Origin of the sequence: Acinetobacter sp. ABJ_C4_1, assembly GCF_044538495.1 — a bacterium.
GTDB classification, from domain to species: Bacteria; Pseudomonadota; Gammaproteobacteria; order Pseudomonadales; family Moraxellaceae; genus Acinetobacter; species Acinetobacter nosocomialis_A.
In genome coordinates this window covers 214,844-231,271 of the sequence record NZ_JBIUCQ010000005.1, presented here as the reverse complement: position 1 = coordinate 231,271, position 16,428 = coordinate 214,844, and the positions used below count along the sequence as shown (strand labels likewise).

The following is a 16,428-nucleotide window of genomic DNA, read 5'->3' as shown; positions in this document are numbered from 1 at the left end:
TTCATTTATTTTATAAATATCTAAACCACCTTCACGCTATATAGTTTTATGCTTTATACTTTACTTAAATCATAGTAAGACATTTTTTGGATTAGTCTTATGGAATTACGCCATCTTCGATATTTCATCACTGTTGCTGAAGAATTAAATTTTAGTAAGGCCGCTCTCAAACTCTATACTGCTCAACCCTCTCTTAGTCAACAAATTAAAGATTTAGAAGAAGATGTCGGGGTACGACTTTTAAACCGCACAAAACGTAAGGTCGAGTTAACAGAAGAAGGTGAAGTATTTTTAGAGCATGCTCGTTTAACGCTTGCTCAAGCAGATAAAGCAGTAGCAATGGCACGCCAAGTCTCAAAGGCGAAACAGCAATTATTACGTATTGGTTTCGTCCCCATTGCAGAAATGAAAATTTTCCCATACGTACTTCCAAATCTACGCTTACAACATCCTGACCTTACCATCGAGTTATCAAGTTTAAACAATACAGAGCAACTCAAAGCTCTAAAAAGAGGTGAGCTTGATATCACGTTTACCCGTGAAAATACTGAAACTGATGAAATACAAAGCCAATTTGTTTTAACAGAACCTTTAATTTTTTTATTACCAAGAAATCATCCACTCGCCAAATACGAACGTATTCCAGTAAAAGCACTGCATGGTATTGATTTTATTATTCCTGCTGCTGAACAATCTAACACTCTACACAATACGATTTTGGAATTTACGAAAACCAATGGTATTGACCTGAATATAGTACAAAAGGCCGATAGTATTTTACTCAATATTAATTCTATTGGTTCAGGTTTAGGCTGTACGATTTTACCAGCTTATGTCGCACCTTTAGGTGTTTCTAATACTGTAGTTCGTCCTTTAGATGTTGAATTACCATCTTTAGATTTATTTGTGAGTTATCGTAAAAATACAGAGTCTGTAGGTGTTAAAAAGTTTATTGATCAACTCAATAAAGTATTCCATCTCGACAAAAATCTAGATTAAGCACTATCGAGTAAATATATCTTTATTATTAAATAATAAATGGTCTAAAGAATCTAAATTAAAGTATGAAGTAAATTAAATTGAAATTTATTTGATACTTTTTATCGATTAATTAATTTGCAATAAGTTTTCTTATATTTTAGATTATCAATAAATATTAAAATAAAAAAGATAATCTAAGGTATAAAGCATATATAAAACTTAATGTTAAATTAACCAAACAGTAAAAAATAATATATTTACTATAAGCATAAGGAGCGTTGATTAAATGGTAGGACTATTACAGCACTTAGGACGTAGTATACAAAACCGCCCTCACTTCTTTATTGCTTTATTTGTTGGTTTTATTGCCGCGAGTTTACTGACATGGTTCACTTCATGGAAATGGTCTACCATTTTATTGGCAAGTTGGAATGGTGCTATCAGTTTGTATTTACTCCATGTTTGGAAACTGATGAAAAGTGCCGATCATTCACAAATGCAACAGCAAGCTAAAAAACAAGACGAAAGTAAATGGGTCATTATGCTCATTGTTTTACTTGCAATTTCTATGTGTCTGGTTGCTATTTTAGTACAGCTATCTCAGTTGCCCTCTGATCATTATGCAAAATTAGGACATGTCGCTTTGGCTTTGCTCACCATTGTTTCAGCATGGCTTTTTATGCATACCGTTTTTGCTCTACATTATGCTCACGATTTTTATATGGCTTTGTCCAGAAATGAAGAAAATGGTGGACTAGAGTTTCCGGGAACCAAAAATCCAACGTATCCCGACTTTTTGTATTTTAGTTATATTATTGGTACCTCAGCACAAACAGCAGATGTATCGGTCACCACCAGACATATGCGTTTGCTCAACTTATTTCATATCGTACTCGCATTTGGCTTTAACACGACCATTTTGGCGATTTGTATTAACGTGGCTGCTGGCTTTCTTACAAATTAAAGTCATTTGAAATTAAAAAGTCACCCATTTGGGTGACTTGTAAAAATATTCGGTTTACAGCAGTTGCCCCATAGTACTTTGCTTTAAGCCTTCGCGTTGTTTGATCGTTTCAACATAACGGGTAATGGCAGGATGTGATTCAATCGCATTCATTTTTAATTGCCATAGCAGCATTGCACCGACACTTACATCTGCTGCGGTGAACTGTTCACCACATAAATATGGATTTGCTTCACTTAATCCTTGAACCAAAGCTTGGTAAGCATCGTTGTAATCACCATAACCAACAAACATTTTTTGCTCAGGAGTTACTTGTATTCCTAACGCTTTATCGACGCCAGCTGCTTCCCAAGGGCCTGCCATCATAAACAACCAGCGATAGTACAAACCACGCTTTGGATCATTCAAGGCTGGTGCTAAACCTTTGTCACTAAACTTGTCCGCTAGATATGCACAAATTGCCCCTAACTCATAAATAACGACATCGCCATCTACCAATACAGGTACTTTTCCAAAAGGATTAAGTTTTAAATATTCTGGTGATTTCATCTCAGTTCGGTATGCGACCTCAATACGCTCACATTCAACACCAAGCTCGACTAAAAGCCAGTCGATAACTACACCACGCGATTCTTTGTTAGTATAAAGTTTAAGGCTCATTTTTATGGCTCCTTGTTTATGGTGATGCTAGTCTACAAGTATCTTTTGTCAGTTTTTGTCAGTAGTCCTTTTCGACTCTTGTGCCCACCACTGCTGGAAAAGTTGCTGTTTAAATGATGGATATAACTCTTGGGTTAAACTCAAGTGTTGAATACGATCCATTCTAAAATGCCGAAAGTCCTGTCTTAGTTCACACCATGCAGCCAACACAATTTTGTCATTAAAATAACCCAAGGCAAAAGGCCACAAAGTTCGAACGCTACTTCGCTGTTGTTCATCATGATAATGCATCAAAATTTTGACTTGCTGCCGAATGGCTAAACGTATCTGTTCGACTTGTTTTTCATCTACAGGCAGCCAAGTGTTAAATGCTCTTAAAGTCGTCTGCTGTAATAAATATTGACGATGCTCAGGCAAAACAGAATTTAATTTAGCTAAGATTGAAGTAGATGCCGATTGTAAAGATTGATCAGGCACACTCTTCAACCAATACAACGCCAAAAAAATAGCTTCAACTTCATTTTCATTGAGCGTCATTGGTGGCAATACAATATCTTCTTTAAGCTGAAACCCTAAACCCGCCGATGCATCAATTCTCACACCTTGGGCACGTAGACTATCAATATCACGGTAAATACTACGAACACTAATTCCCATGCGTTCAGCCAAGACTTGAGCAGTAACTGGATAACGGAATTCACGAAGTTGTTGTAAAAGATTTAACAAACGAATAGAACGGCTCATTTTTCTCGTCTTATTGTTATTGGACATACAATAAGAGGGAATAAATTCCCCCTTCTTATATCATTCTAAATTACGCTACATCTGCATTAGATAACTTTGCGTACCCTCTTAAAAAGTTATGCAGCTCAGGTACATCTTTAGCAATCATTAAAGGCTGAAACTGTTGTAGAACTTCGATCGAATGCACACCATAGCCAACACCAATACGTGGCATACCTAAACGCTGTGCCATCTCAAGATCATAGCTACTATCGCCAATCATGACTGCACGCTCGACACTTACTCCAGTTACAGTCAATATTTCTTGCAACATGAGTGGATCTGGTTTTGAACGAGTTTCATTGGCTGCGCGAGTAACATCAAACAAATGAGTACTTTGTGTTTTTGCAATCACACGGTCTAAACCACGGCGGTTTTTACCTGTCGCTACAGCAAGTTTTAAACCTTGGGCTTTTAAATCATGGAGTAGCTCAGAAATACCCTCAAACCATGCATCACTTGTCGAGTTTGCAATATAGTGATCGCCATATGCTTTTAAAATCGATTCATGTAGCTCTGGCGCTTCCGGAAATAAAGTTTGCATCACTTCCGGTAAACCTAAACCGATAATACTTTTTGCAGCTTCATCAGTCAGAGTTAACTCATGCTGCTCTGCCGCATGCTGTAAACTTGCAACAATCTGACCAACAGAATTATATAAAGTACCATCCCAGTCAAAAATCACTAATTCGGTTTTCAGACTCATTTTGCTACTCTCAAAGCCTCTAATAACTGGGTCATGTCTTCTGGTAAAGGTGCTTCAATCGTCGGATAACCCGGAATATCTAAACGCATCGCATGTAAACACAAACGGCGTGCTTCAGGACCCGCATAAGCAGTGTTGTGTCCATATTTATCATCACCCACCAAGGGATGTCCAATACTTAAACCATGTACACGAATTTGATGAGTACGGCCTGATAGAGGTGAAGCATGTACCAACGTGGCATTTTTAAAGCGTTCTGCAACCACCCATTCAGTTTTACTTGGCTTACCTTCTTTAGATACACGTACACGACGCTCGCCATTTGGTAACTCGTAACGAAATAAAGGCGCATCAATAAGTTGTTTATCAAGGCTCACCTGACCTTTTACAATGGCTGCATAGGTCTTACGAATTTTGTGTTCACGCAACATATCTTGTAGCAACTTTAAAGTGCTACGCTTTTTACTAATCATGACCAGACCAGATGTGTCACGGTCAATACGGTGAATCAATTCTAAATATTTTTTACCTGTCGCCGCGCGTAGTGCCTCAATCAAACCATATGCCACACCACTACCACCATGTACGGCAATACCTGATGGTTTATTTACAACTAATAGTCCTTCATCTTCGTAAACTACACGGCTTAATAAACTTTGTGCCACACCGTCGCTTACAGGAACAGCAGTTTCATCTTTTTGCTCATAGCGAATAGGAGCAACGCGAATCTGGTCCCCAATAGCAAGTTTGGTCTCGGCTTTAATACGTTTTTTATTTACGCGAACCTGACCTTCACGAATCAAACGATAAATTCGACTCTTTGGTACACCCTTCAAACGTGAAAACAGGAAATTATCGATTCGTTGTCCTGCTTGATGCTCATCCACCTCAAACCAAGTGACACTTTGCCATTGCTGTGTAGAATTCATACTAATATTTAAACCTGAAATTTTACGAAATTTGATTAATAAATGACCGATTAGCTTAGTTTTTTCACAAGAAATCTAAGCTTAGCCCATAGGCAGATGCTGCAAGGTTTGATATAGTCAGCGCACGGATACCACCGTAAGTGAACATCTAAAGGGAAATTTCCCTGATTGAAACCTCAATCAAAATGATGCTTTCATCACCAGCTCGGACAGGTCCTAAAGAATTATGCCGACGCCGAAGGCTTATTATATCGGCAAAATGACAAACTGTTGCGTTTAATTCAGTTTGTTCAAAAAAATATGTTACCAACTCTAGTTGGTTATGGAACGTAAACTGATACACATCAGACAAATCGATCCTTAATGTTGCCTTCAGGCTAAAGCGTTGATGCATTGGAACTGCCGAAAGCACCGATACGATGAGCATTCCGTATCAAACTTCCAATAAAGAAGTCACTTCGCGCCCAATGACAGTGAAAGTCATTAACCAATGCACCGCTCACCCGCCAGTGAAGCAAAAGGGAATTCCGATTTAAAGGTTGAAGCAGTATTGCCTACATCACAGACGAGAATCGAAGCTAAGGCTAAATGTAGCCGGTAACAGATGACTCAGACCACAAGTATTTTGAGATCTGGGAAATGATCCGTCATGTTCGATGTTCGTTCAGAACCTTTAAGTTTGTTAGGTTTGTTTGTGTGAGTCACTATTAGGTGTCACACCCATGAAACGTATGTTGATTAATGCAACTCATGCCGAAGAAGTTCGCGTTGCACTTATCACTGGTAATCGTCTTTACGATTTTGATTTAGAGAATCGTACCCGAGAACAGAAAAAATCCAATATCTATAAAGGCCATGTCACCCGCGTAGAACCTTCATTAGAAGCTGTTTTTGTTGAATACGGCGCAGGTCGTCAAGGCTTCTTATCTATGCGTGAAATTGCGAATAGCTATTTTCAGGCAGACCCACGTCAAACTTCAAACATTCGTGAACTTATTACTGAAGGCACAGAGCTTTTAGTTCAGGTTGAAAAAGAAGAACGTGGTAATAAAGGTGCAGCCCTTTCTACTTTTATTTCTCTTGCAGGCCGTTATTTGGTTCTTATGCCAAACAACCCGAAAGGTGGTGGTATTAGCCGTCAAATTTCAGGTTCAGTGCGTGAAGAGTTAAAAGAAATCTTGGCATCTTTAAATGTACCTCGTGGTATGAGCGTTATTGTACGTACCGCTGGTATTGGCCGTACTCAAGAAGAATTACAGCTCGATTTACAACACTTGCTTGACCTTTGGGCACAAATTCAAAGTACAGCAAGTTCAGGCCCTTCTCCGATGCTTGTTCATCAGGAAGCTGGCGTTGTAACACGTGCGATTCGTGATTACTTACGTGATGACGTTGCTGAAATCTTAATTGATAGCGAGCAAGCTTATAACGAAGCATATAACTTTGTTAAAGCAGTGATGCCACGTCAATTAGACAAATTAAAAACTTATACTTTAAACGAGCCATTGTTCGCTCATTTTGGTATTGAAAGCCAAATTCAAACTGCTTACGAGCGTGAAGTAAAACTTCCTTCTGGTGGTTCAATCGTGATTGACCAGACTGAAGCTTTAGTTTCAATCGACATTAACTCTGCGAAATCAACTCGCGGACATGATGTTGAAGAAACTGCACTGAACACCAACCTTGAAGCAGCAGAAGAAATTGCTCGTCAACTTCGTCTTCGTGATATTGGCGGTTTAGTTGTCATCGACTTCATCGATATGACTAAAGAACGCAACCAACGTATGGTTGAAGCAAAACTTCGTGAAGCAACCCAGAGCGATCGTGCCCGCATCCAGTTCGGTCAGTTGTCTCGTTTTGGCTTAATGGAAATGAGCCGTCAACGTTTACGTCCATCGCTTGAAGAAGCAACAGGTTATGTATGCCCTCGCTGTCATGGTACAGGCATGGTTCGTGACCTACGTTCGCTTTCTCTTTCAATCATGCGTAAAGTTGAAGAGATTGCTCTTCGTGAACGTCATGGTGAAGTTCAAGTTGAAGTTCCAGTTGAAATTGCAGCCTTCTTGCTTAATGAAAAGCGCCATAGTCTGGTGTATTTAGAGCAAACTTCTGGTGTACGCGTAACTGTATTACCTCACCCACACTTAGAAACTCCACATTACGAAATTGCTTATAACCCAGACGGTTTTGCTCCATCTAGCTATGAACGTACTGAAGCAACTCGTTCGAGTGAGAAAGAGTTAGGTTATGAGTCTTCTGAATGGCATTTAGAAGAAGCAGATCATGGACATGCTCATGTAACAGCTCCTGCTTCAAAAAATGGTTCTGCTCAGAAAAAGACAAGCCATGCAACTCAACCTGTAGCACAACAGCCTGCAGCTCAAAAAGCAGCAAGTCCTTGTGCATGGTTAGAAAACTTATTTGTTCAAAAACAAGCGCAAACTGTTGATCAATCTCGTTCAGCACAAAATGCAGCTGCTGCAATTGAGCAAATGGTAAATACTGGTGCTGTTAGCCGTGGTCAGTTCGGTCAAGTAGCTGTACCTGCTGTTGCAGAAGTTGCACCAGTTCAAACAAATAACGCTTATATTTCACAATCACCTGTGAAACAAGAAGTTCGTGAACATGTTGAAAAAGATGATAAATCTCAACAACAACGTCAGAACAACAAAAAGCGTAAACATAAAGAGCAACGTGAACAACATCATCAGGCTCATGAACAACAACACCAAGTTCATGAAGAAGTGGTTCAGTTGTCACGCCAAGAGCAACGTGAGTTAAAGCGTCAGCAAAAACGTCAACAACAGCAAGATCAGCAACATCAAAATAATGATGTACAACAAACTGAAAATGTTGTTCCACGTCGTGATCGCAATAATCAACAACGTCCAAACCGTCCAAATCGCCACCGCGATCCAAGCGTATTAAATGAAAATCAAAATACGCCGGCACCAGTTGTTGTTGATGAAAAACAAATTAAAGTTGATGTGATTGATGCGCCTAAGCATGATGTCATGAACACTGCTTTAATTATCAATGTTGATCAAGGTCAAAGCGAAATTGTTGCGCTTACACCTGAACGTCAAGTTGAAGTTGTGTCTGCTCCTGCTGAAGTTGCTCCAGAGCCAACACCAGCTCCTGCTGTAGAAGAGAAAGCTGTTGTTGCTGAAGCAAAAAATGAAGCTCAGCCAACTGAACAAGCTGCTCAGCCACAAATCCAACGTGCTAGCAATGACCCTCGTATGCGTCGTCGTCAGCAACGTGAGGCTAAACAAGCTAAAGCTGCTGTTCCATCTATTGCGCCATCGCAAATTCCAACTTTGGCACAATACACAATTGGTAGCTTAATTCGTCATGTATATGGTGAAGACTGCACTGTATTGATTGAACAATTTGGTTTAGTACCAACGTTTAATCGTGCTTTGCAGAAGTTTGCAGAACAGTACGCAAGTACCTTAGTAGTTGAAGTAACTTCTGAAGCAGAAGAGAAAAAACCGGTAACTCGTGATGCAGAACTTCCAAGCCATAAACCAGCTGAAGAAGCAGAACCAGCACCAGTGCTTCCGCTTACTCCATCGCAAGCACCGACCCCACGTGTTGCAAATGACCCACGTGAACGTCGCCGTTTAGCAAAATTAGCTGCGGAACAAGCATTTGAGCAAGTGAAACAACAACACTCTACTCAAGAAGAAGTAGCTGCGCCTGCTCCTGTAGTAGAAGAAACTGTTGTTACTCCTGTTGCTGAAACACAAGCGCCTGTTGAATCAAAGCAACAACCGCTTGAGCTTGATCAGTCAACTGAAGTTGCACAGCCTGAAGCTCCTGTAGCAAAAGAACCTGCACCATCAAAAGCAGCAAGCAAAGCGAAAGCAGCCGTTGAAGAAACAGCAGCTCCAACTGAAGCAACAGCTGATGCTGAGTCAGAAGACGCTAAAGCCGACAAGGACAAACCAAGTCGCCCTCGTCGTCCTCGTGGCCGTCCGCCAAAAAAAGCTAATCCTGTAGCTGAGTAAGCCATTTGCTCAATTGCAGCTAATTTAAACAAACCTAGTCATTTCGATGACTAGGTTTTTTTTGTTATTTTTAACCAATTAGGTTGATTGCACTAGAAGAAAAGTTTTAAAAGCATGGTGAACCATGAAAACTATTGGACTTTTTGCCCACACAACCTTTTTTGGATTGATCGAAAAATAAATAGGATTGATATGAGCCAGACAACACAGACCGATATCATTACGCTTGGTGATGTTGCCACAAGACTTCCTAGCTTCATTCCCAAAGTACCCCATATCCTAAATGGTCTTAAACAGGCTTATTTAAGAACATCACATACTCCAACAGGTTTGGGTATTGCTTTTGAAAAAGCTGTTAAACGAAATCCGAAAGGCACGGCATTATTATTTGAAGATCAAAGTTATTCTTATGAAGCTTTAAATGAATGGGCAAACCAGATTTCCCATTACTACCTTTCCCTCGGAGCGCGTAAAGGGGACGTCATTGCTGTAATGATTGAAAACCGCTCTGAGCTAATCGCAACAATTGTTGGTTTAGCTAAAATTGGGGTGACCATTGCACTTGTGAATACCTCCCAAGTCGGTAAAGTTCTCGCTCATAGCATCAATCTAGTAAAACCAATTGCCGTTATTGCTGGTGAAGAAGTTCGAGCTGCTATTGATGAAATTCGCCAAGACTTAAATGTGCCTAAAGACCGTTTCCATTGGTTCGCAGATCAAGCAACTCGTCAAAACTCAGGTACAGCACCTCAAGATTATGCGAATCTAGCTGAACAAATTGATCAATTTCCAAAATTCAACCCATCGACTACTCGTTCTGTGACGGGTAATGATGGTCTGTTCTATATCTATACGTCTGGTACAACAGGTTTACCAAAGGCTGTTATTTTCAAGCATAGTCGCTGGACATTAGCGTATGGCACTTATGGCCACATCTTAAACTTAGGCCCAGATGACGTTATGTACGTCACCTTACCGCTTTACCATGCAACAGGTGTGGTGGTTTGCTGGTGTGGCGTCATCGCAGGCAGTGCAACACTTGCAATTCGACGTAAATATTCGACCAGCGCATTCTGGAAAGACGTTCAAAAATTTAATGCGTCTGCAATTGGTTATGTTGGCGAACTTTGTCGCTACTTAATGGATGCTCCTGTTACCGAACTAGACCGTAACCACCGTGTCACCAAAATGATCGGTAATGGTATGCGCCCAAATATCTGGGACAAATTCAAACAACGTTTCGGTGTTAAAGAAGTTCTTGAACTGTATGCATCAAGCGAAGGTAACGTTGGATTTAGCAATATTTTCAACTTTGACAACACAGTTGGCTTCTCTCCTACACCATATGCCATTGTTCAGTTCGATAAAGAGAAAAATGAACCAATCCGCGATAAAAACGGCTGGTGTCAAAAAGTTAAAGCAGGTGAAGTGGGCCTATTAATTGGCAAAATTACTAGTCGCTCTCCATTTGATGGTTATACAGACCCTGAAAAGAACAAATCAGTGATTTGGAAAGATGTGTTCAAAAAAGGCGACTCTTATTTCAACACCGGTGATTTAGTTCGAGATATTGGTTTCCGTCATGCTCAATTTGTGGACCGTCTAGGCGACACTTTCCGCTGGAAAGGTGAAAACGTATCAACGACTGAAGTTGAAAACATGGTATGCGAATACGACAAAATTGCAGAAGCTGTCGTTTATGGGGTAGAAATTCCAAATACCAATGGCCGTGCCGGTATGGCAGCGATCACTCTCGCAGATGGTGAAGAGCTAAATGATGCAGATTTAACCGAAATGGTATCTGTATTTAAGAAGTGTTTGCCTGCTTATGCTATACCGGTGTTTTTACGTGTACAAAAAAAGGTCGAAACAACAGGTACTTTTAAATATCAGAAGAATAAACTGAAAGAAGATGCGTTTAATCCGAGCAAAACTTCTGAACGTTTACTCGCTTTATTGCCTGGTGCAAGCAGTTACTGTGACATCACAACTGAAATTTTTGACAATATTCAGGCATATAAATACCGTTTTTAGTTCATTTTTTAGCTAAACAAGAGGAAATCGTGCTTTTTATAGGCAATCATGCAAATGTTTTTAAATTTCCTCTTGTGTTAGTTGAATAACTTGCTAAAATACGCGACATCAAAACAAAGGTGGTGTTAGAAAACTTTTAGTTATCTTGCACTTCACATTCAAATGATATTTGAATGTTTGTTCAGGGTCGTTAGCTCAGTTGGTAGAGCAGCGGACTTTTAATCCGTTGGTCCCGCGTTCGAGTCGCGGACGACCCACCACTTATCTGTTTTGAACCTATTTGGGTCGTTAGCTCAGTTGGTAGAGCAGCGGACTTTTAATCCGTTGGTCCCGCGTTCGAGTCGCGGACGACCCACCAAATTCTAAAAAGCCTCTCACAATTTGAGAGGCTTTTTTTTTATTGTTATCTTATTTTCTTTTTATGACTAAAAGATGACGATGCATTTGCGATTTAAAACCTCTCCTACCCAATTCATAAAAACTTCTAATCGCTTTGGAATATAACTTCGGTTCGGATATAAAATATTAAGTGGAAGTGATGGTGCACTATAAGCACTAAGCACCTCAACCAAGATTCCCTGCTCAATCTTGTCTTGAACATCATAGTAAGGAACTTGAATAATCCCCAAACCTGCACAGGCCGCAGTACTATAAGCTTCGGTATTATTTACGCTTAAAATACTATCCATCTTCACGGTTCCCCCCTGATATACAAATTCACCCTGCTTTTCGCCTACGGCTCCAGCATAGTTAATCAGTTTGTGCTGAGATAAATCTTCTAGTTGTTCAGGCGTACCATACTCTTTTAAGTAATGGGGACTTGCACAGTTCACCATGACCAAATGACCAATCAATCTTGCAATTAAACTGCTGCTATCTAGCTCACCTACCCGAACAACACAGTCAATCCCCTTTTCAATTAAGTCAGTCATATCATCAGAACTATTGAGCTGCAGATGAATATCCGGATAGCGTTGATAAAAATCTGATAGATCAGGAATAATCACTTGATGCACAATCCGACTGGGCATTGAAATTTTTAATGTGCCGCGATAATGCTGTTTTTGCGTCTGGATCAGTTGTTCTAATTGTTCATAGTCAAACAACAGGTTTTGGCACTCTGGCAATATTCGCTGTCCATCTTGAGTAAGACTGACTTTACGGGTGGTGCGGTGAAATAAGCGTACTCCATAGTGAGTTTCAAGTTGTTGAATGGCACTGGTTACCGTTGAGCGAGGTAGATCGAGTCGATGTGCCACTTCACTAAAGCTTTGCCGTTTAGCGACTTCTGTAAAAATAAAAAATTGCTGCAACCGATCCATTTAATTGTTCGTATTTTCTGAATAGTTAAACCAAACTAGCATAATTGATCAAAAATTACCGCCAATCTAGACTAAAAACACATTAAAACAAGTCATCATAGGAACAACCATCATGGCAACTCATACACTTAAAGATAAAATTGTACTGATTACTGGCGGTGCAAAAAACTTAGGTGGACTCATTAGCCGTAAATTTGCAGAACAAGGCGCAAAAATCGCAATTCACTACAATAGTTCAGAAACACAAGCGGATGCCGAACAAACACTCGCAGATGTAAAAGCATTCGGTGTAGATGCTGTTTTAATTCAGGCAGACCTAACTCATATCGATAACATCGAAAAACTTTTCGTAGATACCAAACAGCATTTTGGTGGAATTGATATTGCCATTAATACAGTTGGAAAGGTTTTAAAGAAATCATTTTTAGAAACCACCGAACAAGAGTTTGATAGCATGAGCGATATCAACTCAAAAATTGCCTATTTCTTTATTCAATCGGCAGGTCGTCATTTAAATAACGGCGGCAAGATTTGTTCAATCGTGACTTCTCTTCTTGCAGCCTACACTGGACTCTATTCAACCTATGAAGGTTTAAAAGCACCTGTTGAGCATTACACACGTGCTGCATCAAAAGAATTTGGAGATCGCCAAATTTCTGTGACTGCTGTTGCACCCGGCCCCATGGATACACCTTTCTTTTATGGACAGGAGTCTGCAGAAGCAGTCGCTTACCATAAATCTGCTTCAGCTTTAGGTGGACTCACCAAAATTGAAGATATCGAACCTCTAGTTCGCTTTCTAGTGACCGACGGTTGGTGGATTACGGGTCAAACCATTTTTGCAAATGGCGGTTATACCACTCGCTAAAATCAAAAAAGCCGCATCTCATTGTGCTGCTTTTTCTTTAAGACTATTTGATTATAAAAACTCTTCGAGTACCGAATTTAAGAAAATATGCCCCTGCTCTGTACAAGCTAAACGAGAACTATCTTCTACCAATAACTTTCTCGAACGTAGTGAAGTAAGTACCTCTTTTAGGTCATCTAAACTTAAACCTGTACGCTGCTCATACAACTCAGCTTTTACTCCATCATTTAAGCGTAAAGCATTCATCATAAACTCAAAAGGTAGCTCATCTGCCTCAATCTTTTTCATTTGCAAATGTTCGGCAGGAACTTTAGCTAAATAGTCTTTTGGCAAACGTGTCTTTTGGAAACGATACACGCCATCTGGCTGTGTTACTTTGCCATGTGCACCTGCACCAATCGCAAGGTAATCACCAAACTCCCAGTAATTTAAATTATGGTCTGAAGGTTGTTCTTTACGCCAAGCCGACACTTCATAGTTTATAAAGCCATTTGCTTTTAAATAAGTCTCGCCTTGCTCTTGAATATCTTCTAACACTTCATCTTGAGGTAAAACAGGCTGAGTTCGGAAAAATACGGTATTTGGCTCAATGGTAAGTTGATACCAACTGATATGTGTCGCGCCATGCTCTACAGCCATCTTTAAATCATAAAGTGCTTGCTCTAACGTTTGCTCAGGCAGACCATGCATTAAATCGACATTAACTCGCTTAAAACCTGCTTGTCTTGCCTGCTCTATTGCATCCATAGCATTGTTTGCCGAATGAATACGTCCAAGCTTTTGCAAGTGATCGGTATTAAAAGTCTGTACACCAATCGACAAACGGTTAATACCTGCCTCTAAATAGCCTGCGAACGGGTCATGTTCTAATGTTCCGGGATTTGCCTCTAAGGTAATTTCACAGTCATCTTCAAAGTTAAGCCGTGACTTAAGCTGTTCAAATAGCCATGCATAACCTTTGGCAGAAATAAGTGAAGGCGTTCCCCCACCAATAAATACACTGTGAATTGAACGCCCTTGGGCCATCTCGACTTGAGTTTCAAAGTCGGCTACCAATGCTTTTAAATAAGTTTGCTCGAGTTCTGCCGAAAGCGCGCCATCAGGCACCGCATGTGAGTTAAAGTCGCAATAGGGACATTTACGCACGCACCAAGGCATGTGGATATATAAAGATAAAGGAACAGAAGCAGGATTTAATACGGCCAAGGAACAGGGTCCAATTTACACAATATTTCTATTTTAACATGACTGCATCAATGGGCTTATGAAAACATACCTTAATTGCTTTAGACTGTTTTTAAACATACTTAAATATTGATAAAAATGATGAAATTCTCTAGTCAACTTTTCCTGATCTTACCATTAGCTATGGGAATCGGTGTTGCCATGGCTTTTCAGACTGCAATTAATGCTCAGCTTCGTGAGCAATTACACTCACCTTTGCAAGCAGCATTGTTATCATTTTTCATAGGTACTATCGTCTTAGCCATTATGGTGTTCTTCCAAAGTGCCGAGAAACCGAGTTTAAGTGAAATATCCAATATTCCATGGCTTCTCTGGACCGGAGGATTTCTTGGGGTTTATGCAATTAGCATGAGCATTTATACTGCACCTAAGCTTGGTTTTTTAACCTTTACAGGGTTAGTCGTTTTTGGGCAATTGGTCATTTCTATGTTACTTGACCATTTTGGCTGGTTAGGTACCGAAAAGACACCTGTTACATGGCAACGGTTTCTAGGTGGAGTGGTCATCTTTGTTGGTGTATTACTTACCTTGCAACGCTAGTTTCATTTTTTATATTTATAAAGAGTACCTTTTGTGTCGAATGTCACGTCGTTTCGGTCTGAATTAAAACAACTCTTCCATTTAATGTTACCTATTTTAATTACGCAGTTTGCTCAAGCAGGGTTCGGGTTAATTGATACCATTATGGCTGGGCATTTATCTGCCGCAGACTTAGCCGCTATTGCGGTAGGTGTAGGCTTATGGATTCCAGTCATGCTCTTGTTCAGTGGCATCATGATTGCAACCACACCATTAGTTGCCGAAGCAAAAGGCGCTAGAAATACAGAGCAAATTCCTGTCATTGTTCGTCAGTCATTATGGGTTGCCATTATTTTAGGTGTAATGGCTATGCTCATTTTGCAGCTTATGCCGTTTTTCTTGCACGTGTTTGGCGTACCAGAAAGTTTACAGCCTAAAGCCAGTTTATTCTTACATGCAATTGGTTTGGGCATGCCCGCTGTAACCATGTATGCAGCGCTACGAGGCTATTCCGAAGCATTAGGCCATCCCCGCCCTGTCACGGTCATTAGCTTACTAGCCTTAGTGGTTTTAATCCCGCTTAACATGATTTTTATGTATGGCTTAGGACCAATACCTGCTTTGGGTAGCGCAGGCTGTGGTTTTGCAACATCCATTTTACAGTGGCTGATGCTCATTACGTTAGCAGGCTATATTTATAAGGCTTCGGCTTATCGAAACACATCTATTTTTAGCAGATTCGATAAAATTAACCTGACTTGGGTTAAAAGAATTTTACAGCTCGGTCTGCCAATTGGTTTAGCTGTGTTTTTTGAAGTGAGTATTTTTAGTACAGGGGCATTGGTCCTTAGCCCTCTAGGAGAAGTCTTTATTGCCGCACACCAAGTAGCGATTTCAGTCACTTCGGTATTGTTTATGATTCCACTTTCTCTTGCCATTGCTTTAACCATTCGCGTGGGGACGTATTATGGCGAAAAGAACTGGGCTTCCATGTACCAAGTACAAAAAATTGGTCTAAGCACAGCAGTATTTTTTGCTCTATTGACCATGTCTTTTATTGCTCTAGGCCGTGAACAAATTGTCTCTGTTTATACTCAAGATATAAATGTTGTGCCGGTTGCCATGTATTTGCTCTGGTTTGCAATGGCATATCAATTAATGGATGCCCTACAAGTCAGCGCTGCTGGCTGTTTAAGAGGTATGCAAGATACTCAGGCACCGATGTGGATCACCTTAATGGCGTATTGGGTAATTGCTTTTCCAATCGGTCTTTATTTAGCGCGTTATACCGATTGGGGCGTAGCTGGTGTGTGGTTAGGTTTAATTATTGGTTTAAGTATTGCTTGTGTTTTATTGCTCTCACGACTCTATTTGAATACCAAACGTTTAAGTCAAACCTAATAA

13 protein-coding genes and 2 tRNA genes are annotated in these 16,428 nt (G+C 40.1%); 9 read left to right on the top strand and 6 right to left on the bottom strand.

Going from position 1 to position 16,428, the window contains the following annotated elements; genetic code table 11:
- Window positions 1-99 precede the first annotated feature (99 nt).
- Both hcaR and ACIF8R_RS09195 read left to right on the top strand, forming a co-directional pair.
- Complete coding sequence (gene hcaR / locus ACIF8R_RS09200) at window positions 100-999, top strand: DNA-binding transcriptional regulator HcaR (RefSeq protein WP_263612846.1); 900 nt, start codon at window positions 100-102, stop codon at window positions 997-999.
- Window positions 1,000-1,267: 268 nt separating this feature from the next.
- A complete protein-coding gene (locus ACIF8R_RS09195; RefSeq protein WP_311069514.1) occupies window positions 1,268-1,945 on the top strand; it encodes a DUF1345 domain-containing protein in 678 nt (225 codons plus the stop codon).
- A 54-nt stretch (window positions 1,946-1,999) separates the two neighbouring features.
- Here the strand turns inward: ACIF8R_RS09195 and ACIF8R_RS09190 are convergent, their stop codons facing one another.
- The 4 genes from ACIF8R_RS09190 to ACIF8R_RS09175 all read right to left on the bottom strand — a co-directional run bounded on the left by ACIF8R_RS09190 (window position 2,000) and on the right by ACIF8R_RS09175 (window position 5,023).
- Window positions 2,000-2,605, bottom strand: a complete 606-nt coding sequence (locus tag ACIF8R_RS09190) for a glutathione S-transferase family protein (RefSeq protein WP_022575817.1) — start codon at window positions 2,603-2,605, stop codon at window positions 2,000-2,002.
- Between the two features lie 48 nt (window positions 2,606-2,653).
- Complete coding sequence (locus ACIF8R_RS09185) at window positions 2,654-3,349, bottom strand: helix-turn-helix transcriptional regulator (protein ID WP_396480364.1); 696 nt, start codon at window positions 3,347-3,349, stop codon at window positions 2,654-2,656.
- Window positions 3,350-3,419: 70 nt separating this feature from the next.
- Window positions 3,420-4,094, bottom strand: a complete 675-nt coding sequence (locus ACIF8R_RS09180; RefSeq protein ID WP_396480362.1) for an HAD-IA family hydrolase — start codon at window positions 4,092-4,094, stop codon at window positions 3,420-3,422.
- Window positions 4,091-5,023 (bottom strand): RluA family pseudouridine synthase, encoded by a 933-nt coding sequence (locus ACIF8R_RS09175; RefSeq protein WP_212511967.1) that lies wholly within the window; start codon window positions 5,021-5,023, stop codon window positions 4,091-4,093. Before ACIF8R_RS09175 ends, ACIF8R_RS09180 begins: the two co-directional genes overlap by 4 nt.
- Window positions 5,024-5,745: 722 nt before the next feature.
- Between ACIF8R_RS09175 and ACIF8R_RS09170 the strand changes: the two genes are divergently transcribed.
- From ACIF8R_RS09170 to ACIF8R_RS09155, 4 genes are all read left to right on the top strand, one after another.
- Entirely contained in the window at window positions 5,746-9,036 is a 3,291-nt protein-coding gene (locus tag ACIF8R_RS09170; RefSeq protein WP_396480360.1) for an Rne/Rng family ribonuclease, read from the top strand.
- Window positions 9,037-9,228: 192 nt separating this feature from the next.
- The gene (locus tag ACIF8R_RS09165) at window positions 9,229-11,070 is read left to right on the top strand and encodes a long-chain-acyl-CoA synthetase (RefSeq protein ID WP_396480358.1); all 1,842 of its coding nucleotides are present in this window, start codon (window positions 9,229-9,231) and stop codon (window positions 11,068-11,070) included.
- Between the two features lie 184 nt (window positions 11,071-11,254).
- Window positions 11,255-11,330, top strand: a tRNA-Lys gene (locus ACIF8R_RS09160).
- Window positions 11,331-11,352: 22 nt separating this feature from the next.
- Window positions 11,353-11,428 (top strand) — tRNA-Lys (locus ACIF8R_RS09155).
- Between the two features lie 67 nt (window positions 11,429-11,495).
- Here the strand turns inward: ACIF8R_RS09155 and ACIF8R_RS09150 are convergent.
- Window positions 11,496-12,392, bottom strand: a complete 897-nt coding sequence (locus ACIF8R_RS09150) for a LysR family transcriptional regulator (RefSeq protein ID WP_396480356.1) — start codon at window positions 12,390-12,392, stop codon at window positions 11,496-11,498.
- Between the two features lie 112 nt (window positions 12,393-12,504).
- On the opposite strand from ACIF8R_RS09150, the gene ACIF8R_RS09145 reads away from it, so the two are divergent.
- The gene (locus tag ACIF8R_RS09145) at window positions 12,505-13,260 is read left to right on the top strand and encodes an SDR family oxidoreductase (RefSeq protein WP_396480354.1); all 756 of its coding nucleotides are present in this window, start codon (window positions 12,505-12,507) and stop codon (window positions 13,258-13,260) included.
- Between the two features lie 51 nt (window positions 13,261-13,311).
- On the opposite strand, the gene hemW is transcribed toward ACIF8R_RS09145, so the two are convergent.
- Window positions 13,312-14,466, bottom strand: a complete 1,155-nt coding sequence (gene hemW / locus ACIF8R_RS09140; RefSeq protein ID WP_396480352.1) for a radical SAM family heme chaperone HemW — start codon at window positions 14,464-14,466, stop codon at window positions 13,312-13,314.
- A 117-nt stretch (window positions 14,467-14,583) separates the two neighbouring features.
- Here hemW and ACIF8R_RS09135 point away from each other — a divergent pair, with 117 nt between their 5' ends.
- Window positions 14,584-15,045 (top strand): DMT family transporter, encoded by a 462-nt coding sequence (locus ACIF8R_RS09135; protein WP_001984522.1) that lies wholly within the window; start codon window positions 14,584-14,586, stop codon window positions 15,043-15,045.
- A gap of 33 nt (window positions 15,046-15,078) precedes the next feature.
- A complete protein-coding gene (gene abeM, locus ACIF8R_RS09130) occupies window positions 15,079-16,425 on the top strand; it encodes a multidrug efflux MATE transporter AbeM (RefSeq protein ID WP_396480350.1) in 1,347 nt (448 codons plus the stop codon).
- Window positions 16,426-16,428 lie beyond the last annotated feature (3 nt).

Excerpts from the sequence above, each read along its gene's own strand:
- hcaR (WP_263612846.1), top strand. The coding sequence starts at position 100 with ATGGAATTACGCCATCTTCGATATTTCATCACTGTTGCTGAAGAATTA.
- ACIF8R_RS09195 (WP_311069514.1), top strand. The coding sequence starts at position 1,268 with ATGGTAGGACTATTACAGCACTTAGGACGTAGTATACAAAACCGCCCT.
- ACIF8R_RS09190 (WP_022575817.1), bottom strand. The coding sequence starts at position 2,605 with ATGAGCCTTAAACTTTATACTAACAAAGAATCGCGTGGTGTAGTTATC.
- ACIF8R_RS09185 (WP_396480364.1), bottom strand. The coding sequence starts at position 3,349 with ATGAGCCGTTCTATTCGTTTGTTAAATCTTTTACAACAACTTCGTGAA.
- ACIF8R_RS09180 (WP_396480362.1), bottom strand. The coding sequence starts at position 4,094 with ATGAGTCTGAAAACCGAATTAGTGATTTTTGACTGGGATGGTACTTTA.
- ACIF8R_RS09175 (WP_212511967.1), bottom strand. The coding sequence starts at position 5,023 with ATGAATTCTACACAGCAATGGCAAAGTGTCACTTGGTTTGAGGTGGAT.
- ACIF8R_RS09170 (WP_396480360.1), top strand. The coding sequence starts at position 5,746 with ATGAAACGTATGTTGATTAATGCAACTCATGCCGAAGAAGTTCGCGTT.
- ACIF8R_RS09165 (WP_396480358.1), top strand. The coding sequence starts at position 9,229 with ATGAGCCAGACAACACAGACCGATATCATTACGCTTGGTGATGTTGCC.
- ACIF8R_RS09150 (WP_396480356.1), bottom strand. The coding sequence starts at position 12,392 with ATGGATCGGTTGCAGCAATTTTTTATTTTTACAGAAGTCGCTAAACGG.
- ACIF8R_RS09145 (WP_396480354.1), top strand. The coding sequence starts at position 12,505 with ATGGCAACTCATACACTTAAAGATAAAATTGTACTGATTACTGGCGGT.
- ACIF8R_RS09135 (WP_001984522.1), top strand. The coding sequence starts at position 14,584 with ATGATGAAATTCTCTAGTCAACTTTTCCTGATCTTACCATTAGCTATG.